The 26,021-nt window shown below is 69.3% G+C and carries 22 protein-coding genes and 1 pseudogene; 18 read left to right on the top strand and 5 right to left on the bottom strand.

Annotation, left to right across the window (positions count from 1 at the left end):
- Nucleotides 1–4 precede the first annotated feature (4 nt).
- From nusA to pnp, 6 genes are all read left to right on the top strand, one after another.
- Nucleotides 5–1,516 (top strand): transcription termination factor NusA, encoded by a 1,512-nt coding sequence (gene nusA, locus CSC65_RS03730; protein WP_162408642.1) that lies wholly within the window; start codon nucleotides 5–7, stop codon nucleotides 1,514–1,516.
- A 162-nt stretch (nucleotides 1,517–1,678) separates the two neighbouring features.
- A complete protein-coding gene (gene infB, locus CSC65_RS03735; protein ID WP_162408643.1) occupies nucleotides 1,679–4,309 on the top strand; it encodes a translation initiation factor IF-2 in 2,631 nt (876 codons plus the stop codon).
- A gap of 154 nt (nucleotides 4,310–4,463) precedes the next feature.
- On the top strand, nucleotides 4,464–4,829 hold the full coding sequence (gene rbfA, locus CSC65_RS03740; protein WP_162408644.1) for a 30S ribosome-binding factor RbfA: 366 nt from the start codon (nucleotides 4,464–4,466) through the stop codon (nucleotides 4,827–4,829).
- 100 nt (nucleotides 4,830–4,929) lie between these two features.
- Nucleotides 4,930–5,856, top strand: a complete 927-nt coding sequence (gene truB, locus CSC65_RS03745; protein WP_162408645.1) for a tRNA pseudouridine(55) synthase TruB — start codon at nucleotides 4,930–4,932, stop codon at nucleotides 5,854–5,856.
- Between the two features lie 174 nt (nucleotides 5,857–6,030).
- Nucleotides 6,031–6,291 carry a 30S ribosomal protein S15 gene (rpsO, locus tag CSC65_RS03750; RefSeq protein WP_162408646.1) on the top strand — a complete coding sequence of 87 codons (261 nt, stop codon included), beginning with the start codon at nucleotides 6,031–6,033 and terminating at the stop codon, nucleotides 6,289–6,291.
- A 202-nt stretch (nucleotides 6,292–6,493) separates the two neighbouring features.
- Nucleotides 6,494–8,599 carry a polyribonucleotide nucleotidyltransferase gene (gene pnp / locus CSC65_RS03755; protein WP_162408647.1) on the top strand — a complete coding sequence of 702 codons (2,106 nt, stop codon included), beginning with the start codon at nucleotides 6,494–6,496 and terminating at the stop codon, nucleotides 8,597–8,599.
- 268 nt (nucleotides 8,600–8,867) lie between these two features.
- Here pnp and CSC65_RS03760 read toward each other — a convergent pair whose 3' ends face one another.
- On the bottom strand, nucleotides 8,868–9,611 hold the full coding sequence (locus CSC65_RS03760; RefSeq protein WP_162408648.1) for a Crp/Fnr family transcriptional regulator: 744 nt from the start codon (nucleotides 9,609–9,611) through the stop codon (nucleotides 8,868–8,870).
- Nucleotides 9,612–9,730: 119 nt separating this feature from the next.
- Here CSC65_RS03760 and hisS point away from each other — a divergent pair, with 119 nt between their 5' ends.
- Both hisS and CSC65_RS03770 read left to right on the top strand, forming a co-directional pair.
- Nucleotides 9,731–11,161, top strand: coding sequence for a histidine--tRNA ligase (gene hisS, locus CSC65_RS03765; protein WP_162408649.1), 1,431 nt, complete (start codon nucleotides 9,731–9,733; stop codon nucleotides 11,159–11,161).
- A gap of 31 nt (nucleotides 11,162–11,192) precedes the next feature.
- Nucleotides 11,193–13,088 carry an HAL/PAL/TAL family ammonia-lyase gene (locus tag CSC65_RS03770; protein WP_162408650.1) on the top strand — a complete coding sequence of 632 codons (1,896 nt, stop codon included), beginning with the start codon at nucleotides 11,193–11,195 and terminating at the stop codon, nucleotides 13,086–13,088.
- On the opposite strand, the gene CSC65_RS03775 is transcribed toward CSC65_RS03770, so the two are convergent.
- Nucleotides 13,089–14,891 carry a sensor domain-containing diguanylate cyclase gene (locus tag CSC65_RS03775; RefSeq protein ID WP_162408651.1) on the bottom strand — a complete coding sequence of 601 codons (1,803 nt, stop codon included), beginning with the start codon at nucleotides 14,889–14,891 and terminating at the stop codon, nucleotides 13,089–13,091.
- A gap of 159 nt (nucleotides 14,892–15,050) precedes the next feature.
- Between CSC65_RS03775 and CSC65_RS03780 the strand changes: the two genes are divergently transcribed.
- From CSC65_RS03780 to CSC65_RS03825, 10 genes are all read left to right on the top strand, one after another.
- Entirely contained in the window at nucleotides 15,051–15,380 is a 330-nt protein-coding gene (locus tag CSC65_RS03780; protein ID WP_162408652.1) for a YerC/YecD family TrpR-related protein, read from the top strand.
- On the top strand, nucleotides 15,377–16,288 hold the full coding sequence (gene hisG / locus CSC65_RS03785; RefSeq protein WP_162408653.1) for an ATP phosphoribosyltransferase: 912 nt from the start codon (nucleotides 15,377–15,379) through the stop codon (nucleotides 16,286–16,288). Before CSC65_RS03780 ends, hisG begins: the two co-directional genes overlap by 4 nt.
- The gene (gene hisD, locus CSC65_RS03790) at nucleotides 16,285–17,634 is read left to right on the top strand and encodes a histidinol dehydrogenase (protein WP_162408654.1); all 1,350 of its coding nucleotides are present in this window, start codon (nucleotides 16,285–16,287) and stop codon (nucleotides 17,632–17,634) included. The genes hisG and hisD overlap by 4 nt, the downstream gene beginning before the upstream one ends.
- A complete protein-coding gene (hisC, locus tag CSC65_RS03795) occupies nucleotides 17,631–18,725 on the top strand; it encodes a histidinol-phosphate transaminase (RefSeq protein ID WP_162408655.1) in 1,095 nt (364 codons plus the stop codon). Before hisD ends, hisC begins: the two co-directional genes overlap by 4 nt.
- On the top strand, nucleotides 18,722–19,795 hold the full coding sequence (gene hisB / locus CSC65_RS03800) for a bifunctional histidinol-phosphatase/imidazoleglycerol-phosphate dehydratase HisB (protein ID WP_162408656.1): 1,074 nt from the start codon (nucleotides 18,722–18,724) through the stop codon (nucleotides 19,793–19,795). Before hisC ends, hisB begins: the two co-directional genes overlap by 4 nt.
- Nucleotides 19,792–20,391 carry an imidazole glycerol phosphate synthase subunit HisH gene (gene hisH, locus CSC65_RS03805; protein ID WP_162408657.1) on the top strand — a complete coding sequence of 200 codons (600 nt, stop codon included), beginning with the start codon at nucleotides 19,792–19,794 and terminating at the stop codon, nucleotides 20,389–20,391. The genes hisB and hisH overlap by 4 nt, the downstream gene beginning before the upstream one ends.
- The gene (hisA, locus tag CSC65_RS03810; protein WP_162408658.1) at nucleotides 20,391–21,146 is read left to right on the top strand and encodes a 1-(5-phosphoribosyl)-5-[(5-phosphoribosylamino)methylideneamino]imidazole-4-carboxamide isomerase; all 756 of its coding nucleotides are present in this window, start codon (nucleotides 20,391–20,393) and stop codon (nucleotides 21,144–21,146) included. The genes hisH and hisA overlap by 1 nt, the downstream gene beginning before the upstream one ends.
- Nucleotides 21,140–21,913: an imidazole glycerol phosphate synthase subunit HisF gene (hisF, locus tag CSC65_RS03815; RefSeq protein WP_162408659.1), complete on the top strand. Its 774-nt coding sequence runs from the start codon at nucleotides 21,140–21,142 to the stop codon at nucleotides 21,911–21,913. Before hisA ends, hisF begins: the two co-directional genes overlap by 7 nt.
- A 55-nt stretch (nucleotides 21,914–21,968) precedes the next feature.
- Nucleotides 21,969–22,592: a bifunctional phosphoribosyl-AMP cyclohydrolase/phosphoribosyl-ATP diphosphatase HisIE gene (gene hisIE, locus CSC65_RS03820; protein ID WP_202922831.1), complete on the top strand. Its 624-nt coding sequence runs from the start codon at nucleotides 21,969–21,971 to the stop codon at nucleotides 22,590–22,592.
- Between the two features lie 90 nt (nucleotides 22,593–22,682).
- Nucleotides 22,683–24,281: a calcineurin-like phosphoesterase C-terminal domain-containing protein gene (locus CSC65_RS03825; protein WP_162408661.1), complete on the top strand. Its 1,599-nt coding sequence runs from the start codon at nucleotides 22,683–22,685 to the stop codon at nucleotides 24,279–24,281.
- Nucleotides 24,282–24,429: 148 nt separating this feature from the next.
- Here CSC65_RS03825 and CSC65_RS16115 read toward each other — a convergent pair whose 3' ends face one another.
- From CSC65_RS16115 to mtnC, 3 genes and pseudogenes are all read right to left on the bottom strand, one after another.
- On the bottom strand, nucleotides 24,430–24,771 hold the full coding sequence (locus CSC65_RS16115) for an EamA family transporter (protein ID WP_202922823.1): 342 nt from the start codon (nucleotides 24,769–24,771) through the stop codon (nucleotides 24,430–24,432).
- Nucleotides 24,772–24,896: 125 nt separating this feature from the next.
- Nucleotides 24,897–25,298, bottom strand: a pseudogene (locus CSC65_RS16345) (EamA family transporter); the annotation flags it as partial.
- A gap of 3 nt (nucleotides 25,299–25,301) precedes the next feature.
- On the bottom strand, nucleotides 25,302–26,000 hold the full coding sequence (gene mtnC, locus CSC65_RS03835) for an acireductone synthase (RefSeq protein WP_162408662.1): 699 nt from the start codon (nucleotides 25,998–26,000) through the stop codon (nucleotides 25,302–25,304).
- Nucleotides 26,001–26,021 lie beyond the last annotated feature (21 nt).

Genomic DNA, 26,021 nt, shown 5'->3' on the forward strand with positions numbered 1-26,021 from the left:
CAAGATGAGCAAGGAACTTCTTCTGGTAGTGGATGCGGTCGCCAACGAGAAGGGCGTGCCGCGCGACGTGATCTTCGACGCGCTGGAGGCCGCGCTGGCTTCCGCCGCCAAGAAGCGCTACCTGGACCAGGACGTGGTCGCCCGCGTGGCGATCGACCGCAAGGACGGCAGCTACGAGACCTTCCGCCGCTGGGAAGTGGTGGCCGACGACGTGGTCATGGAATCCCCCGACCGGCAGATCCGCCTGATGGACGCGATCGACGAGGCCGACGGCGTCGAGGTCGGCGACTGGATCGAGGAGCCGATCGAGAACCCCGAGTTCGGGCGCATCTCGGCGCAGGCCGCCAAGCAGGTGATCGTGCAGCGCGTGCGCGAGGCCGAGCGCCAGCAGGTCGTCGATGCATGGAAGGATCGCGTCGGCGAACTGGTCACCGGCGTGGTCAAGCGCGCCGAGCGCGGCAACATCTTCGTGGACCTGGGCGGCAACGCCGAAGCCTTCATCCCGAAGGACAAGGGCATCCCGCGTGACGTCCTGCGCACCGGCGACCGCGTGCGCGGCTACCTGTTCGAGGTCCGCAGCGAACCCCGCGGCCCGCAGCTGTTCATCAGCCGCGGCGCGCCGGAATTCATGATCGAGCTGTTCAAGCTCGAAGTGCCGGAAGTGGGCCAGGGCCTGGTCGAGATCAAGGCCTGCGCCCGCGACCCGGGCGATCGCGCCAAGATCGCCGTCGTCGCCCACGACAACCGCACCGATCCGATCGGCGCGTGCATCGGCATGCGCGGTTCGCGCGTCCAGGCCGTATCCAACGAGCTCAACGGCGAGCGCGTGGACATCGTGCTGTGGAACGAGAACCCGGCCAACTTCGTCATCAATGCGATGGCGCCGGCCGAGGTCCAGTCGATCATCGTCGACGAAGAGAAGCATTCGATGGACCTGGCCGTCGCCGAGGACCGCCTGGCCCAGGCGATCGGCAAGGGCGGCCAGAACGTGCGCCTGGCCAGCCGCCTGACCGGCTGGCAGCTCAACGTCATGACCCAGGACCAGGTGGCGGCCAAGTCGGAGGCCGAACAGGCCATCGCCCGCCAGCTGTTCATGGACAAGCTGGAAGTGGACGAGGAGATCGCCGGCATCCTGGTGTCGGAAGGCTTCGGTACGGTCGAGGAGATCGCCTACGTCCCGGTCGGCGAGCTGCTGGCGGTGGAGGGCTTCGACGAGGACATCGTCGAGGAACTGCGCTCCCGCGCCCGCGACGCCCTGCTCAACGAGGCGCTGGCGGTGGAGGAGGAGCTGGACGAGCACCAGCCCGCCGACGACCTGCTGGCCCTGGAAGGCATGGACGAGGAAACCGCCTTCGCCCTGGCCGCCCACGGCGTGCGCACCAGCGAGGACCTGTCCGACCTGGCCGCCGACGAAGTGGTCGAGTTCGGCATCGAGGGCCTGGACGAAGTCCGCGCCGCGGCGCTGATCCTGGCCGCCCGCGCCGAGGAAATCGCCCGTCTGGAGCGTGGCGCGTGAGCGCCCAGGTCCGCCTGGAGCGTGGCGCGTGAGCGCCACAGGGGTCCGTACGGGGTACCGGCGATGAGCCGGCGATGAACACCGCCCTGCACCCGCCAGGGCTTAGAATCCGCGCTTCCCTTGCTCTTGGCGAGGGGGCGCCAAACAGAGCATAGGATCCGAATGTCGCAGCAAACCACCATTCGCAAGCTCGCCGAGCTGGTCAGCACCCCGGTCGAGAAGCTGCTCGAGCAGCTGGCCGAGGCTGGCATGCCCTTCAGCGACCCCGACCAGGTCGTGACCAGCGCCGAGAAACTCAAGCTGCTCGGCTTCCTCAAGCGCGCGCACGGCAAGAACGATGCGCCGGCCGAAGAAGTCGCCGCGCCGAAGAAGATCACCCTGGCACGACGCAAGGTCCAGGAGCTGACCGTCGGCGGTGGCCGCAGCAAGACCACCGTCAATGTCGAGGTCCGGCAGAAGCGCACTTACGTCAAGGGCGCCGAGAATCCGACCGATGGCGAACGCGCGCCGATCGTTCCGTTGAACGACGAGCATGCCGAGGTCCTGCGCAAGCTCGAGGAATCGCGCCAGCGCAACCTCGCCGAGCAGCAGCACCTGGCCGAAGTGGACCGGGTGCGCGCCGAGGAGCTTGATCGCAAGCGCCAGGTCGAGGATGCGCAGCGCCTCGCAGAGGAAACGCAGCGCAAGGCCGACGAGGAGCGGGAGAAGCCCGCCGCGACGCGTACCCCGATCGACGAGAGCGCGCCGCGCCCTCCACGCGCCGCCACCCCGGTCCATCGCCCGGCACCCGATCGCGGCGCCGACGATGGCCGCGGCCACAAGCACAAGACCCGCGGTTCGCACGTCATGGTCGCCGGCATCGAGGACGATTCGGCCGCCAGCCGCTTCGCCGGCCAGCTGCACCTGTCGGCCGCCGACCGCGCGCGCCGGACCAGCACGCGCCCGGGCAGCAAGCCCAAGCCGCGTCGCCAGGAAATGCGTGGCGGGTCGTCCTCCGGTGGTGCCGGTGGCTTCGAACGCCCGACCGCGCCGGTCGTGCGCGAAGTGGCGATCGGCGATGCGATCACCGTGGCCGACCTGGCGCAGAAGCTCGCGCTCAAGGGCGGCGACGTGGTCAAGGCGATGTTCAAGATGGGCGTGATGGCCACCATCACCCAGACCATCGACCACGACACCGCGGCGCTGATCGTCGAAGAGCTCGGCCACAAGGTGGTCCGTGCCGACAGCGACGATGCCGAGAGCGAACTGCTGGCCCACGTCGAGGAGACCCAGGGCGACCGGGCCTCGCGTCCGCCGGTGGTCACCATCATGGGCCACGTCGACCACGGCAAGACCTCGCTGCTGGACTACATCCGTCGCACCAAGGTCGCCACCGGCGAAGCGGGCGGCATCACCCAGCACATCGGTGCGTACCACGTCGAAACGCCCAAGGGTGTCATCAGCTTCCTCGATACCCCCGGCCATGCGGCCTTTACCTCGATGCGCGCGCGTGGCGCCAAGCTGACCGACATCGTGGTGCTGGTGGTGGCGGCCGACGACGGCGTCATGCCGCAGACCAAGGAAGCGATCCAGCACGCGAAGGCGGCCGGCGTGCCGCTGATCGTGGCGATCAACAAGATCGACAAGTCCGACGCCGACCCGATGCGGGTCAAGAACGAACTGCTCGCCGAGGAGATCGTGGCCGAGGACTTCGGTGGCGATACGCAGATGGTCGAGCTGTCGGCCAAGACTGGCGACGGCGTGGACGACCTGCTCGACGCGATTTCCCTGCAGGCCGAAGTGCTCGAACTGAAGGCCGTCCCCGATGGCCGCGCCAGCGGCGTGGTGATCGAGTCGGCGCTGGACAAGGGCCGCGGCCCGATCGCCACCGTGCTGGTCCAGCAGGGCCAGTTGCGCAAGGGCGACTACCTGGTCTGCGGCGTGCAGTACGGCCGCGTGCGCGCGCTGTTCGACGAGACCGGCGGCCAGCCGGAGTCGGCCGGCCCGTCGATCCCGGTGCAGGTGCTGGGGCTGTCGGGCGTGCCCGACGCGGGCGACGACTTCGTCGTGGTCAAGGACGAGCGGCTGGCCAAGGACGTGGCGCAGCAGCGTGACGCCAAGCGCCGCGAGTCGCGCCTGGTCCAGGCCGCGGGCAACCGCATGGAAGACATCCTGGCCCAGATGGGCAAGGGCGAGGGCCAGCAGGTCCTCAACCTGGTGGTGAAGGCCGACGTGCAGGGTTCGGTGGAAGCGCTGAAGCAGGCGCTGACCGCGCTGTCCAACGACCAGATCCGGATCAACGTGATCAGCTCGGGCGTGGGCGGCATCACCGAGTCCGACGCCAGCGTGGCGATGACGGCCAAGGCCACGATGATCGGCTTCAACGTCCGCGCCGATGCGTCGGCGCGCCGGGTCATCGAGTCCAACGGTGTCGACCTGCGCTACTTCTCGATCATCTACGACGTGATCGACCAGGTGAAGCAGGTCGCTTCGGGCCTGCTGGGCGTGGAGATCCGCGAGGAGATCATCGGTATCGCCCAGGTCCGCGACGTGTTCCGCAGCTCCAAGTTCGGCGCGGTCGCCGGCTGCATGGTCATCGAGGGCGTGGTCCGGCGGAACAAGCCGATCCGCGTGCTTCGCGACAGCGTGGTCGTCTTCGAGGGCGAGCTGGAATCGCTGCGCCGCTTCAAGGAAAACGTGGACGAAGTGCGCAACGGCACCGAGTGCGGCATCGGCGTGAAGGAGTACAACGACGTCAAGCCGGGCGACCAGATCGAGTGCTTCGAGCGCATCGAGGTCCAGCGCACGCTGTAACCGCGCACGCGCCGGGCGATGCGTCCGGCACAGGCGCGACGACGGGACGGCCCATGCGGCCGTCCCGCTGTTTCCGGCCCGCGTTCCGCCGGCCCGCATCGCGCGGCGGCGCGCTGCCGTTCCATCGGGCCCGGGGCCCGGCAAGGAGTCGAACATGCCCACCAAATCCTTCCACCGCACCGACCGTGTTTCCGCGCAGCTCCGCCGCGAGGTGGGGACCCTGGTCCACGAGGCCGTGCGCGAGTACGGCCTGCCGTCGGTCAGCGTTTCCGACGTCGAAGTCAGCCGCGACCTGGCCCACGCCAAGGTGTTCGTCACCGCGCTTCAGGCCGAACGCTCGGTCGAAGCGGTCAAGGCGCTGAAGGAGCTGTCGCGCGAGCTGCGGACCGAGCTGGCGCGGCGGGTCAAGATGCGCCACGTCCCCGAACTGCATTTCCACTACGACGATTCGGTCGACAAGGGCGAGCGGATCGAGATCCTGCTCAGGGACAACCCGCCCGCCGGTTCGGATCCCGAATAAGCCGGCCGGCCGCTATCGGGGCCCTGCCGCGCATGCCGGCGCCGCCTTTCGCCGGCCTTGCGCGCGGCTCCTGCCCGACACACGCCCTCCGCATCCCTTGATGACCTCTCCACGACGTTTCCGTCCGCTCGACGGCATCCTGCTGCTCGACAAGCCGGCGGGCATGAGCTCCAACGCCGCGCTGCAGGTGGCCCGCCGCCTGTTCCGCGCCGAGAAGGGCGGCCATACCGGCAGCCTGGATCCGCTCGCCACCGGCCTGCTGCCGCTGTGCTTCGGCGAGGCGACCAAGCTGGCCGGGCTGCTGCTGGGCTCGGACAAGGCCTACGAGGCCGGCATTGTGCTGGGCGCCACCACCGATACCGATGACGCCGACGGCCAGGTGCTGCTCCAGCGTCCGGTTCCGCCGCTGGACCGCGCGAAGCTGGAAGCGGCCCTGGCGCCACTGACCGGCATCCTCCAGCAGCGCGCTCCGGTCTACTCGGCGCTCAAGCAGGGAGGCGAACCGCTGTACGCACGCGCCCGCCGCGGCGAGTCGATCGAGGCACCGGTGCGCCAGGTGACCGTGCACGCCATCGAGTTGCTGGAGGCCGGCAGCGACCATCTGCGCCTTCACGTGACCTGCGGCAGCGGCACCTACATCCGCAGCCTGGCCCGCGACCTGGGCGAGGCGCTGGGCTGCGGCGCGCATATCGCCAGCCTGCGCCGGCTGTGGGTCGATCCGTTCAGGCAGCCGCACATGTACACCCTGGATGAACTGGCAGCGCTGGCTGGGACGGGAGGCGAGGCCGCGCTGGAGGCCTGCCTGCTGCCGCTGGCGGCCGGCCTGGCCGGCTTCCCCCGGGTCGAACTGGCGTCGGCCGAGGCCGCGCGCTTCGGCCAGGGCCAGAGGCTGCGCGGTCCTTGGGGCCCGGCCGATCCGGCGGGTGTCTTCACGCAGGACGGGGTTCCGCTCGGGCTGGCGCGGGTCGAGCCCGACGGTCGCCTGTCGCCCCAGCGCCTGTTCCGCAATCCGCCCGCGCCGGGCTGATCCAGGGGCCGCCTTGTCCGCAAAGGCTGCCGCAGGTACAATTTGCGCGCCTTTTTACGGCAAATTTTTCCGTCCCGTTCCTGCCCACCTGGCGGGAGGGCGGCCATCCGCAAGCGGCGGGTCAGGCGGTGCGCTCACGCGTTCCTGCAGGCCTCGCATCTCAAGAGAAAACACATGTCCATCGACACCCAGAAAGTCATCGCCGACAACGCGCGCGGCACCAACGACACCGGTTCGCCGGAAGTCCAGGTCGCCCTGCTGACCGCCCGCATCGAGCAGCTGACCGAGCACTTCAAGACCCACAAGAAGGACCACCACAGCCGCCGTGGCCTGCTGCAGCTGGTCAACCGCCGCCGCAGCCTGCTGGACTACCTGAAGCGCAAGGACAACGCGCGCTACAAGGGCCTGATCGAGAAGCTCGGCCTGCGTCGCTAAGCAAGACCCCGCCGCGGCGCAGAGATGCGCCGCGGTTTGCGTTTGGGGCCTCGCCGCCGGACGCGACTGATCCACTCCGAAATCCACGCCCGGGCCCGCAGCCCGGAGCAGCACCATCGCCAGAGGCCGGGATCTCCGGCCACCCGCATGCGGCAGGGGTCGCATACGGTCTATCCGAAGCAGCATCCTCCAAGGAATCAACGTGGCAAAAATCACCAAAACCTTCCAGTACGGCAAGCACCAGGTCACCCTGGAAACCGGCGAGATCGCCCGCCAGGCCGGCGGTGCCGTCATCGTCAAGTTCGATGACACCGTGCTGCTGGTTTCCGCCGTTGCAGCGAAGTCGGCCCGCGAAGGGCAGGACTTCTTCCCGCTGACGGTCGACTACCAGGAGAAGTTCTACGCCGGCGGCCGCATCCCGGGTGGCTTCTTCAAGCGCGAAGGTCGCGCGACCGAGAAGGAGACGCTGATCTCGCGCCTGATCGATCGCCCGCTGCGTCCGCTGTTCCCGGAAGAGTTCCGCAATGAAGTGCAGGTCATCGCCACGGTGATGTCGCTGAACCCGGAAATCGACGGTGACATCCCGGCGCTGATCGGTGCCTCCGCTGCCGTCGCCCTGACCGGCGCGCCGTTCAACGGCCCGATCGGTGCCGCCAAGGTCGGTTACATCAACGGCGAGTACGTGCTGAACCCGACCGTCAGCGAGCTGAAGACCTCCAAGCTCGAGCTCGTCGTCGCCGGCACCTCCAATGCCGTGCTGATGGTCGAGTCCGAAGCGGCCGAGCTGTCGGAAGAAGTGATGCTGGGCGCGGTCATGTTCGGCCATCGCGAGATGCAGAAGGTCATCGCCGTCATCAACGAGCTGGTTGCCGAAGCCGGCAAGCCGAAGTGGGACTGGCAGCCGCCGGCCAAGAACGAAGGCCTGATCGCCGCGCTTCGCCATGCCGTGGGCGACAGCCTGGCCGGCGCGTTCCAGGTGCGCGACAAGCTCGAGCGCCGCGACACGATCTCCAGCCTGAAGAAGGCCATCCTTGGCACGCTGGCGCCGCAGGCCGAGACCCATTCGTGGTCCGCCGGCGACCTGTCCAAGGAGTTCAGCGAGCAGGAATACCAGACCATGCGCAACTCGGTCCTCAAGACCAAGGTCCGCATCGACGGTCGCGCGCTGGACCAGGTCCGTCCGATCAATTCGCAGGTCAGCGTCCTGCCGCGCGTGCACGGCTCCTCGCTGTTCACCCGTGGCGAGACCCAGGCCATCGTCGCGGTCACCCTGGGCACCGCGCGTGATGGCCAGGTCATCGACGCAGTGTCGGGCGAGTACAAGGACCACTTCCTGTTCCATTACAACTTCCCCCCGTACTCGGTGGGCGAAGCCGGCCGCATGATGGGCCCGAAGCGTCGCGAAATCGGCCACGGCCGCCTCGCCAAGCGCGGCGTGCTCGCCGTGATGCCGACCATGGAAGCGTTCCCCTACACCATCCGCGTGGTCTCGGAGATCACCGAGTCCAACGGCTCCTCCTCGATGGCATCGGTCTGCGGCAGCTCGCTGGCGCTGATGGATGCCGGCGTGCCGATCAAGGCGCCGGTGGCGGGCATCGCGATGGGTCTGGTCAAGGAAGGCGACGACTTCGTCGTGCTGTCGGACATCCTCGGTGACGAAGACCACCTGGGCGACATGGACTTCAAGGTGGCCGGTACCGAGAACGGCGTGTCCGCGCTGCAGATGGACATCAAGATCGAAGGCATCACCGAAGAGATCATGAAGCAGGCGCTGTCGCAGGCGAAGGCCGGCCGCCTGCACATCCTGGGTGAAATGGCCCGCGCGATGACCTCGCCGCGCCAGGAGCTCAGCGAGTTCGCGCCGCGCCTGATCACCATCAAGATCCACCCCGACAAGATCCGCGAAGTGATCGGCAAGGGCGGTTCGGTGATCCAGGCGATCACCAAGGAAACCGGCACGCAGATCGACATCCAGGACGACGGCACCATCACCATCGCTTCGGTGAATGGCGCTGCTGGCCAGGCCGCCAAGGCCCGCATCGAGCAGATCACCTCGGACGTCGAGCCGGGACGGATCTACGAGGGCAAGGTCGCCAAGATCATGGACTTCGGCGCGTTCGTCACCATCCTGCCGGGCAAGGACGGCCTGGTCCACGTGTCGCAGATCTCCAACGATCGCGTGGAGAAGGTCGGCGATGCGTTGAAGGAAGGCGACCTGGTCAAGGTCAAGGTGCTGGAAGTCGACAAGCAGGGCCGCATCCGCCTGTCGATCAAGGCCGTCGAGGAAGGCGAGGGCGTGACGGAGTAATTCCGCCAGCCTTGCGAGACGAAAAGAGCGGGCTTCGGCCCGCTCTTTTTTTGTCCAGCCGAAGCGTCAGCGGCCGTCGATTCCGCGGGCGGCACCCTGTCGCCGGACCGACAGGTTCACCGGGCGCCCGTGATGGCCGCCGGGCTGCGACGTGACGGATCGCGGGAGCGCGCGGCAACGGATGCGCGCCGCGGGCCATTGCGGCCACCCGGTCCTTTCAGGACGTACCGTATGTGTCCCGCCATGCCGTGGGACGCTTGCGCCAGGCTCAGGCGGCCTTGAGCGTTTCCAGACCGCGCCGATCGAGGATGTCGACCCGGTAGGTACCCGGCAATGCGATCAGCCCGCGCGTGCGCAGTGCGGTCAGGCAGCGGCTGACCGTTTCCACGGTAAGGCCGAGATGGTCGGCGATGTCGGCGCGCGGCATTGGCAGTACCAGGGACGGCCCGGGCATGCCGGCGCGCGCCTGGCGGGCGGCGAGGGTCAGCAGGAAGTCGGCCATGCGCTCGGTAGGGTTCATCCGGGCCAGCGACATCATCCGTTCGTGCGCCGAATCCAGCTCGTCGCAGGCCCGCTCCAGCAGCTTCCCCCGCAGGTGCGGGAACTGCTCGCCCAGTCGCTGCATGGCGTCCAGGCCGAAGCGGCACAACTCGGTCTCGCCCAGCGCCTCGATATCGTTCTGGTGCGCCGCCGCCCCGCTGAGGCCGACGAAGTCGCCCGGGAGGGCGAAGCCGGCGACCTGGCGCCGGCCATCCGCGGACAGCCGCACCAGCCGCAGCGCGCCACGGGTGACGGTGAAGACATGCCGGCGCTGTTCGCCCTGGCGCGCGAGCACCGCCCCGGGAGCCAGGACCTGCAGGCTCGCCGCCGTATCCAGGGCATTTATCTCTTCGTGCGACAGCACGGCGCATACCGACAGGTGGCGGACCTGGCAGTGCAGGCACGGGCCGAGCGGGGCCGCGGCTTCCGGCGGGGGGGTCAGGCAGAGATTGTCGAACGGAGGCCAGGACATGCGTCACGCCGCGGGGTCGTTGCGCCAATGATACCGGTGTGACGGTCCATGCGCCGTCCAGTGCGATACCCCGCCAAGGTAGAATTGCGCTCCCAGCGCGTTCCGCAGGAGTTTTCAGCTTGATCAGGCCTCGCACACCGCCCGGCGTCATGGAACTGCTGCCGCGCGAGCAGATCGCGTTCCAGCGCATGCTCGACGTGATCCGCCGCAACTACGAGCGGTTCGGCTTCCTGCCGGTGGAAACACCGGTGTTCGAACTGTCCGACGTGCTGCTGACCAAGTCGGGCGGCGAGACCGAGCGCCAGGTGTATTTCGTCCAGTCCACCGGTGCGCTGGCCAATGCGGCGGCGGACGGTGAGAAGGGAGACGGCGGGTCGACCGCCACGCTGCCCGAACTGGCCCTGCGCTTCGACCTGACCGTGCCGCTGGCCCGTTACGTGGCAGAGCACGAACACGAACTGAGCTTTCCGTTCCGTCGCTACCAGATGCAGCGCGTGTACCGCGGCGAGCGCGCCCAGCGTGGCCGCTTCCGGGAGTTCTACCAGTGCGACATCGACGTGATCGGCAAGGATGCGCTGAATATCCGCTACGACGCCGAGGTGATGGCGGTGATCCACGCGGTGTTCTCCGAACTGGGGATCGGCGCGTTCAAGGTGCAGTTGAACAACCGCAAGCTGATGCGCGGTTTCTTCGAGGCGCAGGGCGTCACCGATCCGCAGAAGCAGGCGCTGGTCCTGCGCGAGGTCGACAAGATCGACAAGCGCGGCGCCGACTACGTGCGCGAGACGCTGGCGGGCCCGGACTTCGGCCTGCCCGTCGCTGCGGTCGAGCGGATCCTGGCGTTCGTCGAGGTACGCTCGGCTTCGCACGAGGACGCGCTGGACCAGATCGGACAGGTGCTGGCGCAGGCCGGCGACCAGGCCAGCGAAACGCTGCGCGCCGGTGCCGGCGAGCTGCGCGAGGTACTGGAGCTGGTGAAGGCGCTGGGCGTCCCCGAGTCGGCCTATTGCCTGAACTTCTCGATCGCGCGCGGCCTGGACTATTACACCGGCACGGTCTACGAGACCCAGCTGGTCGACCATCCGGGCATCGGCTCGATCTGCTCGGGCGGTCGCTACGAAGACCTGGCCAGCCACTACACCAAGTCGAAGCTGCCGGGCGTGGGCATCTCCATCGGCCTGACCCGGCTGTTCTGGCAGCTGCGCGAGGCCGGACTGGTCGAGGGCATCGCCGAGAGCAGCGTGCAGGCGATGGTCGCCCTGATGGACGAGGCGCAGCTGCCCGAAGCGCTGGACATCGCCCGCCACCTGCGCGCCGGCGGCATCAATACCGAAGTGCAGATGGAAGCACGCAAGGTCGGCAAGCAGTTCCAGTACGCCTCGCGCGCGGGCATCCGCTTCGTCGTGCTGGCCGGCGACGACGAACTGGCCCGCGGCGTGGTCGCGGTCAAGGACCTGGTCCGCGAGCAGCAGTTCGAAGTGGCGCGCTCCGAGTTGGCCGGCACGCTGCGGGTGGAACTCGAACAGACCCGCGCACTCGCCGGCCGCTGAGCCGCACGCAACGCATTACGGAACACGCACGATGCAGACGATCCGCCTCGACGGACAATCCCTGACCCGCGACCGTCTGGTCGCGGTGGCCCATGGCGCGCCAGTCGAACTGGCCCCCGGCGCGCTGGTCGCGGTGCAGCGCGCCGCCGATTTCCTCGCCGAACAGGTCCGGCGCGAGGAACCGATCTACGGCGTCTCCACCGGCTTCGGCAGCAACGCCGACAAGCTGCTCGGCGCGCATCCGCTGCGCGACGCGCTGCCAGGCGCCGCGCCGTCCGGTCGTTCGCTGCACGAGGAACTGCAACGCAACCTGATCGTGACCCATGCGGTGTGCGTGGGTGAACCCATGTCCGCCGACGTGGTGCGGGCGATGCTGTGCATCCGCATCAACACCCTGCTCAAGGGGCACTCCGGTATCCGCGTGCAGACGCTGCAGGCGCTCGCCGCGCTGCTCAACGCCGGGATCGTGCCGGTGGTGCCGCAGCTGGGTTCGGTCGGCGCCTCCGGCGACCTGGCGCCGCTGTCGCACCTGGCGATCGTGCTGCTGGGCGGTGGCGAAGCCTTCTTCGAAGGGCAGCGGATGCCGGGTGGCGAAGCATTGCAGCGGGCAGGCCTGGAGCCGGTGTCGCTTTCCTACAAGGAAGGCCTGGCGCTGAACAACGGCACTGCGCAGATGCTCGCGATGGGTGTGCTCGCACTGCACCGGCTGGAAATGATGCTGGACACGGCCGACCTCGCCGCGGCGATGACCCTGGACGCGTTTGCCGGCCGCCTGGGTGCGTTCGCGCCGGAAGTGCACGCGCTGCGCCCGCACCCGGGCCAGGTGCAGGTGGCTGGAAACCTGCGCCGGTTGCTGTCCGGTTCGACCCTGGCCGACATCGCCTACCACTTGGTGCCGAAGTTCCGCCCGTGGCTGCCGGCCAGCTGGGATACGCCCGAATCGCAGGCTTTACGCTTCGACATCGGCTGGGACTGGGTGCCGGCCGACCAGCGTCATGGACGCGAGAAGTTCTACCTGCGCTTCCTGCCGTTCCGTGGTGGCAAGAAGCACCAACCGCAGGACAGCTATTCGCTGCGCTGCATCCCGCAGGTGCACGGCGCGGTGCGCGACGCCGCCGCGCAGGCCGCGCGCGTGCTCGACATCGAGCTCAACGCGGTCACCGACAATCCGCTGGTGTTCCCGGAAAAGACGGACTCGACCCACGTCGAGGAACAGGTGATCTCCGCCGGCCACTTCCACGGCATGCCGCTGGCACTGGTGCTGAGCTACCTGAAGGCCGCGATCCCGACCCTGGCCTCGATCTCCGAGCGCCGCCTCAACAAGCTGGTCGATCCCGCCACCAATGATGGACTGCCCGCGTTCCTGATCGGCAACGAGGACGGCACCGAGTCGGGCCACATGATCGTGCAGTACACCGCCGCGGCGATCGTCAACGACCTGGCCAGCCGCGCGCATCCGGCCAGCGTGTTCTCGGTGCCGACCAGCGCCAATGCCGAGGATCACGTGTCGATGGGCGCCAACGAGGCGCGCCACGTGCTGTCGATGGTCGAGGACCTGGGCAAGGTGCTCGCGCTGGAGCTGTACACGGCCGCACAGGCGCTGGACCTGCGCCGCGACATGATCAACGCGGCACGCGAGCTGGCCCGTCGTGCCGATGCGGTCGCGCTGGCAGGCAAGGTGCAGGGCGGACCGGCGTCGGACGCGCCGGGGCGCGAAGGCTTCCTCGCCGAAGTCGAATCGCTGCGCGCGCAGCTGGCGCAGGCCGATGCGTTCCATCCGGGCACGGCCGTCGCCGCGGCGCATGCGCGCATCCGCGCGACGGTGCCGTTCCTCGCGCGTGATCGCGCGCTGGACGGTGAAGTCGCCGCGATGGTGGGCCTGGTCGCTTCCGGCGCTCTGCTTCCGGCCGCGGTCGCCGCCGGCTAGCTAGGATCCGGCGACCCGGACCTGGTCGCGACCGCCGGACTTGGCCGCATACAGGGCGTTGTCGACCACCTGCAGCGCCATGTCGGTCGCCGCGTCTTCGTGTTCGACCCCGGTATCGACCGCGTGCACGCCGATGCTGGCGGTCACCGTCACAGTCGGGCCGCGGGTGCGGATCGGTTCCTCGCGCAGGCGCGTGCACACTTCCTCGGCCAGCTCGCGCGCATGGAAGATGTCGATGCCGGGCAGGGCGGCGATGAATTCCTCGCCGCCGTAGCGCGCCACCAGCGCGCCGTGCGGCCGCAGGATGCTCTCGACGACGCGGGCGCAACGGCGCAGGCAATCGTCACCGACCAGGTGGCCGTGGCGGTCGTTGATCGCCTTGAAGTGGTCCAGGTCGACCATCAGCAGCGACAGCGGCTGGCCCTGGGTGCGCGCGGCCTCGAGCAGCGACTCGAAGCGTTCGCGGAACCAGCCGCGGTTGTACAGGCCGGTCAGCGCGTCGTGGCGGCTGGCCTCGCGCAGGCGCGAGTGCGCCGTCTCCAGTTGTTCCAGTGCGGTGCGCAGTTCGCTGGTGCGCTCCAGCACCTGCGATTCCAGCTGCAGCTTGGCCCGGCGAACGATCCGTTCGTTCTCGTTGCGCAGCGCTGCGTAGCGGTAGCTCAGCGCGATGGAAAGCAGCAGCATTTCCAGCGCCGAGCCGATCTGCACGCCGTACACGGTCAGGAACGACTTGGGCAGCAGGCCGAAAGCCAGCGCGGTGAACATGCCGGTACCGAGCAGGAACATGCTCCAGGCCGCCAGGAACAGCCGCGCCGAACGGTCGCCCCGACGCACCGACACGAAGGTCACGGTCAGGATCCAGGCGATGCTGAGGAATACCGATGCGGCGGCCACGGGCGTGGCGATGCGGTATGGCAGCCAGAACGAAGCCACGCCCAGCACGACGTAGAAGGCGATGCACGCCAGCGAGACGATGTTGCCCACCGGCCACATCGTGGGCAGGCGCAGGAATACGCGGGCGAACTGCTGCATGCCGATCTGCGCCAGGCAGATCGACAACGGCACCGACAGGTCGGCCAGCCACGGTGAATCGGGCCACAGGTATTCGAAGCCCAGGCCGTTGAGCGTCATCAGCACCAGGCCGAACGCGCTCAGGTGGAACAGGTACCAGAAGTAGCTCGAATCACGCAGTGCCAGCCACAGCACCAGGTTGTAGAAGAACAGCGCGATCAGGATGCCGTAATACAGGCCGATGCCGAACTGCGCGTCGCGGGAGATCTCGATGAAAGCCGCGGGGGTATGCAGGGTCAGCGGCACCTGCATCGAGCTCTGGCTCTGCACCCGCAGCAGCACGTCCACGCGATCGCCGGGCGGCAGGTCGAGCATGAAGTTCGGGTAGCGGTAGCTGACGCTGCGCACATCGAACGGCAGGTGGTCGCCGCCGGCGTGATGGACCACCCGCCCATCCGCGTAGCGCAGGTAGAGGTCCAGGCGGTCGCTGAGCGGATAGTCCTGCACCAGCAGCCACTGTGGCTGCGTCGCGTCGCGGTTCTCCAGCCCCACATGGAACCAGTAGGCGCCCTGCTGGAAGCCGAAGGCAGCGCCGCTGCCGGGGAGGGCGGCGAAGCCCCCGTTTTCCACGCTTGCCCATGCCTGGGCGGAGTCCATCTCGCCCGATTCGTCGTGCAGGTAGCGGGTGTGCGCTCCGAGGTCCAACTGCGGCTGGCTGGCGTCCAGGCGCAACGGCGCCTGCCCGTATGCCGGCAGGCCCTGGGCAAAGCATAGGGCCAGGCCCAGGAGCACCCGACCCCAGCATCTGGCGAATGTCCGCAACTCCATGCGTCCCCCGGGAAGGCCCGCCCCAGCCGCCGGTCTGGCGGTGAGGCAGTGTAACGGCGGCGGGCTTGACCGGGCACGGGGCAGGCTGGTCTAATGTATTAACGCATTAATACATTGATTCCCATGAAGCGGCGAACACAGGAACACGGTGACGACACCGAGGGAAGGCTCGGGGCCTTGGCGCGGGCGCTGGCCGGGCTGGACGACGCGGAGGCGGTCAGTGCTTTCCTGCAGGACCTGTGCACTCCGGCCGAGCTCGAAGCGATGACCGATCGCTGGCGGGTGGTGCCCCTCCTGCAGCAGGGCATGCCGTACCGCGAAATCCACGACCTGACCCAGGTCAGCGTCACCACCATCGGCCGGGTCGCGCGCACGCTGGAGCGCGGCGCCGGCGGCTATTCCCTGGCTTCGATGCCCCAAGCCCGCGCCGCCTGCGCGAAGGACACGCCATGACTCCCCCCCTGGCCACCGCTCCACGCGACCGGCTGCGCATCGCGATCCAGAAGAGCGGCCGCCTGGCCGAGCCGGCGCGTTCGCTGTTGGCAGCCTGCGGTCTTAGCTGGCGCGAGAGCCGCGACAAGCTGTTCTGCTACGGCGAGTCGCTGCCGGTGGACCTGCTCCTGGTGCGCGACGACGACATCCCCGGCCTGATCGCCGACGGCGTCTGCGACCTGGGCGTGGTCGGGCGCAACGAACTGGAGGAGCAGGCGGGCGAACGTGCCCGCAACGGCCTCGCGCCGGCCTACCGCGCATTGCGCGGGCTGGGTTTCGGCCAGTGCCGGTTGATGCTGGCGGTGCCGGAGGAATGGGAATGGACCGGTCCGGCCCAGCTGCAGGGCCTGCGCATCGCCACCAGCTATCCGGCGATCCTTGCCGGCTGGCTGGAACGGCAGGGCATCGACGCCCAGGTGGTGGAGCTGTCCGGTTCGGTCGAGATCGCGCCGCGGCTGGGAACGGCCGACCTGATCTGCGACCTGGTGTCCAGCGGCGGCACGCTCGCCGCCAACCACCTGAAGCCGGTCGAGAACCTGCTCGACAGCGAGGCGGTACTGGCCGGTCCGGCCTCGGGTTTCGACGATGCCCGCGTCGGCCTGGCGCAGATGCTGCTGCGCCGTGTCGACGGGGTGCTCCAGCTCAAGGACCGCAAGCTGCTGATGTTCAGCGCCGAACGCGATTCGCTGCCGGCGCTGGAGCGCCTGCTGCAGGACGCGGGGCCCCTGGTACAGCTGCCCGGCGGCAACGGCGTGCTGTCGTTGCAGACGATGTGCGAAGGCGCGGTCAGCTGGCAGCAGATGGAAGAACTCGAGCGCGCAGGCGCGCGTGGCCTGATGGTGCTGGCGGTGGAGAGGTCGCTGGCATGAGCGCCACCGCTTCCACGGATTCCATCGGGACCGGCAGCGCTCCTGCCTGGAATCGGCTGCAGTGGTCGACGCTGGACGCGTCGCAGCGCGATCGCGCGCTGACCCGTCCGGCGCAGGTCGTGGCCGAGGCCACGCGCGGTGCCGTATCCGAAGTGCTCGACGCCGTGCGCCAGCGTGGCGATGGGGCGCTGCGCGAATTCACCGCGCGCTTCGACAGGGTCGAACTGGATCGCTTCGAGGTTTCGGCCGGGGAGTTCGCTGCCGCCGAAGCGGTGGTGCCGGTGGAGCTGCGCCAGGCCATGCTCGACGCCAAGTCGCGGATCGAGGCCTTCCACCGCGCCGGCATGGCCTCGGCTTATGCGATCGAAACCGCGCCCGGCGTGGTCTGCGAACGCATGATCAGGCCGGTGCCACGGGTAGGTCTGTACGTGCCCGCCGGCAGCGCACCCTTGCCCTCGACGGCGCTGATGCTGTGCGTGCCGGCCGCATTGGCGGGTTGCCGGCAGGTGGTGCTGTGCACGCCGCCGCGGACGGACGGGACGGCCGATCCGGCGGTGCTGGTGGCGGCGAAACTGTGCGGCGTCGGTTCCGTGTTCAAGCTCGGCGGCGCCCAGGCGATCGCCGCGCTGGCCTTCGGTACCGAAAGCGTGCCAAGGGTCGACAAGATCTTCGGACCGGGCAACAGTTACGTGGACGAAGCCAAGCGCCAGGTCGCGCAGTCCGGCGCGGCGGCGATCGACATGCCAGCCGGCCCATCGGAAGTGCTGGTGATCGCCGATGCAGGCGCCGATGCGGGTTTCGTTGCCGCGGACCTGCTGTCGCAGGCCGAGCACGGGCCCGATTCGCAGGTGCTGCTGCTGTCCGACAGTGCCGCTTTCATCGACCAGGTGGAGGCCAGGCTGGTGGAGCAGCTGGCGGCGTTGCCGCGTGCGGCGATCGCGGCCAGGGCGTTGTCGGCTTCGCGCCTGGTGCTGGTGGATTCGCTGGAGGAAGCTTTCTCGATCAGCAACACCTACGCGCCCGAGCACCTGATCCTGGCCCTGCGCGAACCGCGCGCGTGGCTGGAGCGGGTCGAGGCCGCCGGTTCGGTGTTCCTGGGCGACTGGACCCCCGAGGCGCTGGGCGACTACTGCAGCGGTACCAACCACGTGCTGCCGACGAGCGGCGCGGCGCGTGCATGGAGCGGGGTCAGCGTGGCCAGCTTCCAGAATTTCGTCAGCGTGCAGGCGGCCACGCCCGAAGGAATCGCCGGGATCGGCAATTGCGCGGTCACGATGGCGCGCGCCGAGCAGCTCGATGCGCACGCCAATGCGGTCGTCCTGCGCCTGAAGGCGGTGGCCGCATGAGCGCCGATGACAACAGCTTGTTGCAGCTGGTCCGCGAGGACCTGCGTGGCTTCGGCGGCTACGCTTCGGCGCGCACGCACGACCTGCGCGGCGAGGTCTGGCTCAACGCCAACGAAAGCCCTTGGGCCAATCCCGCCGACGCGGGCGGCGGCAGCCGTCGCTATCCCGATCCGCAACCGCCGGCGCTGCGTGATGCGCTGGCTCGCCTTTACGCCTGCGATCCGTCACGGCTGCTGATCGGCCGTGGCAGCGACGAGGCGATCGACCTGCTCGTGCGCGTGCTGTGCGTGCCGGGTCGTGATGCGGTCGTGGTGACGCCGCCGGTGTTCGGCATGTATGCGGTGAGCGCACGCCTGCAGGGCGCGCCGCTGCTGGAAGTGCCGCTGGTCGAGGGCGAATCCGGCTTCGGCGTGGATCTGGAGGCGGTCGCGCGCGCGGCGGAGCAGGGCGCGGCAAAGCTGGTGTTCCTGTGCTCGCCTTCCAACCCGACCGGCGCCAGCGTGCCGCTCGACGGCATCGCCGCACTGGCTCGGCGCCTGCATGGCCGTGCGCTGGTGGTGGTGGACGAGGCCTACGGCGAGTTCTCCGACCAGCCTTCTGCGACGACGCTGATGGCCACGCATCCGAACGTGGCGGTGCTGCGCACCCTGTCCAAGGCGCACGCGCTGGCGGCCGCACGGATCGGCGTGCTGATCGCCCACCCAGCACTGGTCCGCGTCCTGCGCGCCTGCCAGGCGCCGTATCCGGTGCCGGCGCCGTGCGCCGAGCTCGCCGCAGCCGCCCTGTCGGAAGAAGCGCTGGCGCGCACCGCCGCGCGCGTGGATCAGGTCCGCAGCGAGCGCGTGCGCCTGCAACGCGCGCTGGCCACCCTGGCCGGCGTGGTCCGCGTGCATCCCTCTGACGGCAACTACCTGCTGGTCCGCTTCGCCGATGCCGATGCGGCCTTCGCCCGCCTGCTGGCGGCCGGCGTGGTCGTGCGCGACCAGCGCGCCGCGCCGCAACTGCCCGATGCGCTGCGCATCACCATCGGTACCCCCGAACAGAACGACCGCGTGCTGGCCGCGCTGGATGCCAAGGAAGCCGCTGCATGACCCCGATCCTGTTCATCGACCGTGACGGCACCCTGATCGAGGAACCGGCGGATTTCCAGATCGATGCCTACGAGAAGCTGCGCTTCGTGCAGGGAGTGATCCCCGCGCTGCTGAAGCTGCGCGACGCCGGCTGGCGGTTCGTGATGGTGTCCAACCAGGATGGCCTGGGCAGCGAGGGGTATCCGCAGTCCAGCTTCGACGGTCCGCACAACCTGATGATGCAGGTGTTCGAAAGCCAGGGCATCGTGTTCCGCGACGTGCTGATCGACGCCAGCTGGCCGCACGAGAACAAGCCCACCCGCAAGCCGGGCATCGGCCTGGTCCTGCCATACATCCAGGATCGCGGCATCGACTGGAAGCGTTCGGCCATGGTCGGCGACCGCCCCACCGACAACCAGTTCGCGGAAAACCTCGGCATCCGTGCCTTCCAGCTGCGGACCACGCAGTTCGGCGGTGAGTGGGACTGGGCCGGGATCGCGCACGAGCTGGCCGACGCGCCGCGCCGCGCGGTCGTGCAGCGGAATACGAAGGAGACCCGGATCCGGGTCGAGGTCGACCTGGACCGCGTCGCCGAACCGGAAATCCACACCGGGCTGCCGTTCTACGACCACATGCTCGAACAGATCGGCAAGCACGGAGGTTTCGAACTGAAGATCCGGGCCGAAGGCGACCTGCACATCGATGAGCACCACACCATCGAGGACACCGCCCTGGCCCTGGGCCAGGCGCTGCGCGAGGCGCTGGGCGACAAGCGCGGCATCGGCCGCTATGGCTTCACCCTGCCGATGGACGAGACCCATGCCAGCGCGGCACTGGATTTCAGCGGGCGGCCGTACCTGGTCTACGAAGGCCAGTTCAAGCGCGAGCGGGTGGGCGACATGCCGACCGAGCTGGTGCCGCACTTCTTCCGCTCGCTGTGCGATGCCTCGGGCATGAACCTGCACATCGCCGTGACCGGCGACAACGACCACCACAAGGTCGAAGCCAGCTTCAAGGCGCTGGCGCGCGCGCTGCGGCAAGCCATCCGCCGCGAGGGCGCCGAGCTGCCCTCGACCAAGGGAGCGCTGTGATGCGCGTGGCCCTGGTCGATGCCGGCGGTGCGAACCTGGGCTCGGTCCGTTATGCGTTGAACCGGCTGGGAATCGAACCCGAGGTCACCGTCGATGCCGAGGCGATCCGCGCCGCCGACCGGGTGGTGCTGCCCGGCGTGAGCACCGCGGCGCAGGTGATGGGGCGGTTGCATGCGCTGGACCTGGTGCAGGTGCTGCGCGGCCTGGAGGCACCGCTGCTGGGCGTATGCGTGGGCATGCAGCTGCTGTACGAGCGTTCGGAGGAAGGTGGGGTCGAGTGCCTGGGCCTGCTGCCGGGCGTGGTCCGCAAGCTGCCGCTGGCGCCGGGTATCCGGGTGCCGCACATGGGCTGGAACGGGCTGCGCACGATGCGCGGGTCGGCGCTGCTGGACGGCGTCGCCGAAGGCGCCAGCGCCTATTTCGTCCACAGTTATGCGGCACCGATCACAGCCGACACCGTGGCGGCCACCGATCATGGGAGCCTGTTCTCGTCAGTGGTCCAGCGCGGCCGCCTGTGCGGCGCGCAGTTCCACCCTGAACGCTCGGCCGCGACCGGCGCGCGCATCCTCCGCAACTTCGTCGAGATGGATTTCTGATGGGCGGATTCACGGTTTACCCCGCGCTGGACCTGCGCGGCGGCCGCGTGGTGCGGCTGGCGCAGGGCGACTACGCGCGCGAAACCACCTACGGCGACGACCCGCTGCCGCGCGCATCGGCATTCGTGTCCGCCGGCGCGCGCTGGATGCACCTGGTGGACCTGGATGCCGCCAAGGCCGGCGGCTACACGCTGCTGCCGCTGCTCGACGCGATCGCCCGCGAGACCGGCCTGCAGGTGCAGACCGGAGGCGGCGTGCGTTCGCGCGAAGACGTGGCGAAGATCCTCGACGCCGGCGCTGCGCGCGTCGTCGTGGGCTCACTGGCCGTGCGCGAGCCCGATACGGTCGCCGCGTGGCTGGCCGAGTTCGGAGGCGAGCGCATCACCGTCGCCCTGGATACCCGGCAGGATGCCGACGGAACCTGGACGTTGCCGGTGCATGGCTGGACCGAGACCGCCGGCGCCACGCTCGATGGACTGCTGCCGCATTACCTGCGTGCCGGCCTGCGCCACCTGCTGTGCACCGACATCGCCCGCGACGGCATGCTGTCCGGACCCAACCTGGACCTGTACCTGCACCTGCGCGCGCTGGCGCCCGGCGTGGCGGTGCAGGCCTCTGGGGGCGTGCGCGACGCGGCCGACGTGCGCAATGCGCGCCTGGCCGGCTGCGCGGGCGCCGTGCTCGGCCGGGCCCTGCTCGAGGGGCGGCTGGAACTGGGTGATGCCCTGGCCGAGGAGGCGGCGCCGTCATGCTGAGCCGTCGGATCATTCCCTGCCTGGACGTGCGCGACGGTCGCGTGGTCAAGGGCGTGCGCTTCCGCGACCACGTCGACATGGGCGACATCGTGGAACTGGCCCTGCGCTACCGCGACGAGGGCGCCGATGAACTGGTGTTCTACGACATCGGCGCCAGCCCGGAAGGGCGCTCGGTCGACCATGCCTGGGTCGAGCGGGTGGCACGGCTGATCGACATTCCGTTCTGTGTCGCCGGCGGCATCCGTGATGTCGAGACTGCGCGGCGGGTGCTGCACGCGGGCGCCGACAAGGTCTCGATCAACTCGCCGGCACTGGAGCGCCCGGCGCTGATCGCCGAACTGGCCGATGCCTTCGGCGTGCAGTGCGTGGTGGTGGGCATCGATTCGATCCGCGAGGCGGACGGCCAGTGGCGCGTGCGCACCAATACCGGCGATCCGGACCGCACTCGTGCGCTGCCGGTGCGCACCCTGGACTGGATCGTCGAGGCGCAGCACCTGGGCGCCGGCGAGATCGTGCTCAACTGCATGGACAGCGACGGCGTGCGCCGCGGCTACGACATCGCGCAGCTGCGCCAGGCACGCGACCTGTGCCACGTGCCGCTGGTGGCCTCGGGCGGGGCGGGCGAACCGGTCCATTTCGCCGAAGCGTTCGAACAGGCCGACGTCGATGGCGCGCTGGCGGCCAGCGTGTTCCACAGCGGCGCCATTCCCATCCCCGGACTCAAGCGATTCCTGCGCGAGCGGGACATCGAGGTGCGCAATGCCTGATCCCTCCATCGAACCTTCGCGCGTGCCGCGCAGTCCGAACCTGTTGCCCGAGGCGATGGACTGGGACAAGGGCGATGGCCTGCTGCCGGCCATCGTCCAGGATGCCGACAGCCTGCGCGTGCTGATGCTCGGCTACATGGACCGCAACGCGCTGCGCGCCACCCTGGTCAACCGCCTGGTCACCTTCTACAGCCGCAGCAGGCAACGCCTGTGGACCAAGGGCGAAACGTCGGGCCATGTACTGGAGCTCGTCGACGTGAGCGCCGATTGCGATTCGGACACGCTGCTGGTGCTGGCCCGGCCACGTGGCCCGACCTGCCACCTGCAACGGCAGAGCTGCTTCGAGAACGCGCCGGCGCTTGCCGCGCCCGCGGCGGATGCCATGGCGGCGCCTGATGTCGGCTTCCTCGGCGAACTCGACGCGCTGGTCGCCACGCGCGCGCGCGAACGGCCCGAAGGCAGCTACACCACGCGCCTGTTCGAGGCCGGCGTGCGCCGGATCGCGCAGAAGGTCGGCGAGGAAGGCGTGGAGACCGCGCTGGCCGGCGTGTCCCAGAACGACGAGCACCTGCTCGGCGAATCGGCGGACCTGATCTATCACCTGACCGTGCTCCTGCATTCGCGGGGCCTCTCGCTGGCCGATGCGGTCGAGGTGCTGGAGCAGCGCCACAAGACCTGAGGCATCCGGCGCGGACGTGCACAGGTGCGGTGGTCGCCAGCGGGGGCGGCTCCTACAATCCCGGGGTCTTCCCCGAGTGCGACCTTGCCGATGCGTTCCGTCTCCACCCTGTTGCTGGCCTGTGCGTTTGCCGCGCCGGTTGCCGCCGTGCCCGCCGCGATGGCGTCGACCGTATCGGGCCACGTCTATCTCGAGCGCGACGGGCGGGCCGGGCGTGGTCCCGGTGATCCGGGCGTGGCGGCCGTGGCGGTCTCCAATGGCAGCGACATCGTGCGCACCGATGCGCAGGGCCGCTACACGATCCCGTTCGAGCCCGGACAGGCGGTGTTCGTGGTCAAGCCGGCCGCGCATCGCTTCATCGCCGGTGCCGATGGATTGCCGGCGTTCTGGCGGCGCATCCCGGCGACGGTGCAGGCGAGCGAGCGGGCAGGCGTCGACTTCGGTTTGCTCGAAGGAGCACTGCCCGCCGCGCCGGCGAAGTCCATGGATGGGTTCCAGGTGCTGCTGTTCACCGATACCCAGGTCAAGGGCGCGCGCGACATCGACTATTACCGGCGCGACATCGTCGAGCCGATCATCGGCCGGCATGACGCAGCGCTGGGCATGACCCTGGGCGACCTGGTCGACGACGAGATCCAGCTCTATCCCGCGCTCAACGCGGTGACCGCACGGCTGGGCGTTCCCTGGTTCCACGTGCCGGGCAACCATGACGTCGATCCGGGCGCGACCGGCGACGCCGCGTCGCTCGCCAGCTGGAAAGCGGTCTACGGGCCGGACACCTACGCGGTGGAGGAGGGCAATGCGGCGTTCGTTTTCCTGGACAACGTGGTCGTGCAGCCGGGCACGGGCCCCGGCTACATCGGTGGCCTGAGGGAGGACCAGTTCCGCTTCATCGAGAACTACCTGGCGCAGCTGCCGCCCGGGCGACTGCTGGTGCTCGGCATGCATATCCCGGTGTTCGATACCGGTGGCCGCGAAACCTTCCGTGCCGCCGACCGCGCCCGCCTGTTCGCTCTGCTCAAGGACCATCCGCGCCTGCTGCTGCTGAGCGGGCATAGCCACCACCAGCAGCACTACTGGCACACGGCCCGGGACGGCTGGCAGGGCGCCGCGCCACTGCACGAGTACAACGTCGGCGCCGCGTGCGGTGCCTTCTGGTCCGGCGCGCCGGACGCGGCGGGGATTCCGGACGCGACCATGGCCGACGGCACGCCGAACGGGTATGGGCTGCTGTCGGTGCACGACGATGGCGGTTACGCGCTCGCCTTCCATCCGGCACGGATGCCTGCGGCTGCGCCGGCGTTCAACCAGTCGATGGCGCTGCATGCGCCGCGCGTGTTGCGACGGGGCGCCTATCCGGCCTGGGGCGTGTTCGCGAACGTGTTCATGGGCGACGCCGATACGCGGGTCGAGTACCGGATCGATGGCGGTCAATGGAAGCCGATGCGCCGGGTGGAACGCGCCGACCCGCGCCTGCTGGTCGAGAACGTGGCCGACGACCTGGCCACCCCCTTGCGCGGGTTCGATCGCTCGCCCGAGGCGGTGGACTCCACCCATCTGTGGCGGGGTGCGCTGGCGACCGACCTGGCGACGGGCGGGCATCGGGTCGAGGTACGTGCGTTCGATCGCTGGCAGGGCGAAGCGACGGCCACCACCAGCTACACCTTGCAGGACGCTGGCGCGGACTAGAACGCGGGCAATGCCGGATCGCATGAAGCCAACCCCCCGGTGGCTGGCTGGCGTGGATTGCGCGAAGTGGCGCGCGATCGGATACGGGTTGTTGCGTGGCGTGCAGTCCAGCCAGGCTCGCCGGCCCGGGTGAAAGCGCGGCGCGTTCTCAGGCTGCGCCGCGCGAGCGGGTGCTCAACCACGCGCCGGCCAGCAGCAGGACCAGGGCGAGCGCCTGTACCGGCTGCGCCTGCGCCTGTCCGGACAGCACCAGCAGCACGGTCGACAGCAGCGGTGCCAGGTACGACAGGCTGCCGAGCAGGGCGATGTCGCCGCGCTTGGTCCCGGTATCCCACAGCCAGAAAGCCGCGCCGGTGGGTCCTGCACCCATCGCCAGCAATGCCAGCCACTGCCCCGGCGTGGGCGCCACGCTGCGCTCGAACAGCAGGTGCACGCCTGCGCCCAGCAGGGCGACCAGCAGGCAGGCCACGGTGATCGCGGCACTGGGCACCTGCGCATGGCGCGGTTGAGCACCGAATAGCCGGCCCAGATCACCGCGGCCGTCAGGGCGGCCAGGTAGCCGGGCAGGTGGCTGGCGCTGACGTCCAGGCTGTTTCCACCGGTGACCAGCAGCACCGCGGCGGCCAGCCCCATGAGCGTGCCGACCCATTGCAGGGGGCGGATGCGCACGCCCGGCAGGAAACCGGCGAAGACCACGATCAGCAATGGCCACATGTAGTTGAGCAGGTTCGCTTCCACCGCCGGCGCACGCTTGAGCGCGATGAAGTACAACGCGTGGTAGCCGAACAGTGCGGTCGTCGACAGCGCCAGCGCCGAGGCCGGCTGGCGCAGCTCGGCCCAGCCTGCGCGACCGCGCGCACCAGCGCGCAGCAGGCCGAGCACGCCGGCGACGGCGAACGCGGTTGCCAGCACCTGGAACGGCGGCAGGCCGGCCGTGGCGACGGTGAGCAGGGCCAGCGAGGACCACAGCAGGATCGCCAGCAGGCCGGCCAGCGTGGCGTTGCGGGGAGCCTGCATCGTCTAGAGCGGCAGCTCGATGTCGAGGAAGCTGGCCACGCGTGCGTGCCCGTGCGCGGTGTCGCCATGGCGCGGCTGCGGATAGTCCTCGATACGGTCGACCAGCACCGTGTGCAGGCCGGCGCTGCGCGCGGCATCCAGTTCTTCGACCACGTCCGACAGGAACAGGATCTCGTGCGCGGGCTCGCCTATCGCGGCGGCGATGCGCACATAGCTTTCCGGTTCGCGCTTGCCGCCGATCTCGGTGTCGTACCAGCCCGAGAACAGCCCGGTGAGGTCGCCGGCGTCGCTGTGGCCGAAGAACAGCTTCTGCGCGGGGACCGAGCCGGACGAGTAGACGTAAAGCGGCAGGCCCAGCGCGTGCCAGCGCCGCAGCGTCGGGGCGGCGTCGGCATAGACCGGTGCGGTGAAGTCGGCATTGCGGTAACCGGCTTCCCATACCAGCCCCTGCAAGGCCTTGAGCGCGGTGTGCTTGCGGTCCTGGTCGATCCAGCCCTGCAGCGTCTCCACGATCATGTCGTCCTGGCACAGGCCGCCGGCCTCGGTGGCCACGGCGTCCAGCCAGCGTCGCACCTCCGGCTCGCGGCCATGTTCGGCGACGAAGGCGGGCAGGGCGCGGCGCGCGTAGGGGAACAGCACGTCGCGCACGAACGAGATGCTGCTGGTGGTGCCTTCGATGTCGGTGAGGATGGCGCGGGTCATGGTGGCCTGCCGGGACTGCAA

Source organism: Pseudoxanthomonas daejeonensis (assembly GCF_010093205.1).
Classification (GTDB): domain Bacteria; phylum Pseudomonadota; class Gammaproteobacteria; order Xanthomonadales; family Xanthomonadaceae; genus Pseudoxanthomonas; species Pseudoxanthomonas daejeonensis.

What these genes read in the sequence shown, in the direction of transcription:
- nusA (WP_162408642.1), top strand. Translation starts at nt 5, where the DNA reads ATGAGCAAGGAACTTCTTCTGGTAGTGGATGCGGTCGCCAACGAGAAG.
- infB (WP_162408643.1), top strand. Translation starts at nt 1,679, where the DNA reads ATGTCGCAGCAAACCACCATTCGCAAGCTCGCCGAGCTGGTCAGCACC.
- rbfA (WP_162408644.1), top strand. Translation starts at nt 4,464, where the DNA reads ATGCCCACCAAATCCTTCCACCGCACCGACCGTGTTTCCGCGCAGCTC.
- truB (WP_162408645.1), top strand. Translation starts at nt 4,930, where the DNA reads ATGACCTCTCCACGACGTTTCCGTCCGCTCGACGGCATCCTGCTGCTC.
- rpsO (WP_162408646.1), top strand. Translation starts at nt 6,031, where the DNA reads ATGTCCATCGACACCCAGAAAGTCATCGCCGACAACGCGCGCGGCACC.
- CSC65_RS03760 (WP_162408648.1), bottom strand. Translation starts at nt 9,611, where the DNA reads ATGTCCTGGCCTCCGTTCGACAATCTCTGCCTGACCCCCCCGCCGGAA.
- CSC65_RS03770 (WP_162408650.1), top strand. Translation starts at nt 11,193, where the DNA reads ATGCAGACGATCCGCCTCGACGGACAATCCCTGACCCGCGACCGTCTG.
- CSC65_RS03780 (WP_162408652.1), top strand. Translation starts at nt 15,051, where the DNA reads ATGAAGCGGCGAACACAGGAACACGGTGACGACACCGAGGGAAGGCTC.
- hisG (WP_162408653.1), top strand. Translation starts at nt 15,377, where the DNA reads ATGACTCCCCCCCTGGCCACCGCTCCACGCGACCGGCTGCGCATCGCG.
- hisD (WP_162408654.1), top strand. Translation starts at nt 16,285, where the DNA reads ATGAGCGCCACCGCTTCCACGGATTCCATCGGGACCGGCAGCGCTCCT.
- hisC (WP_162408655.1), top strand. Translation starts at nt 17,631, where the DNA reads ATGAGCGCCGATGACAACAGCTTGTTGCAGCTGGTCCGCGAGGACCTG.
- hisB (WP_162408656.1), top strand. Translation starts at nt 18,722, where the DNA reads ATGACCCCGATCCTGTTCATCGACCGTGACGGCACCCTGATCGAGGAA.
- hisA (WP_162408658.1), top strand. Translation starts at nt 20,391, where the DNA reads ATGGGCGGATTCACGGTTTACCCCGCGCTGGACCTGCGCGGCGGCCGC.
- hisF (WP_162408659.1), top strand. Translation starts at nt 21,140, where the DNA reads ATGCTGAGCCGTCGGATCATTCCCTGCCTGGACGTGCGCGACGGTCGC.
- hisIE (WP_202922831.1), top strand. Translation starts at nt 21,969, where the DNA reads ATGGACTGGGACAAGGGCGATGGCCTGCTGCCGGCCATCGTCCAGGAT.
- CSC65_RS03825 (WP_162408661.1), top strand. Translation starts at nt 22,683, where the DNA reads ATGCGTTCCGTCTCCACCCTGTTGCTGGCCTGTGCGTTTGCCGCGCCG.
- mtnC (WP_162408662.1), bottom strand. Translation starts at nt 26,000, where the DNA reads ATGACCCGCGCCATCCTCACCGACATCGAAGGCACCACCAGCAGCATC.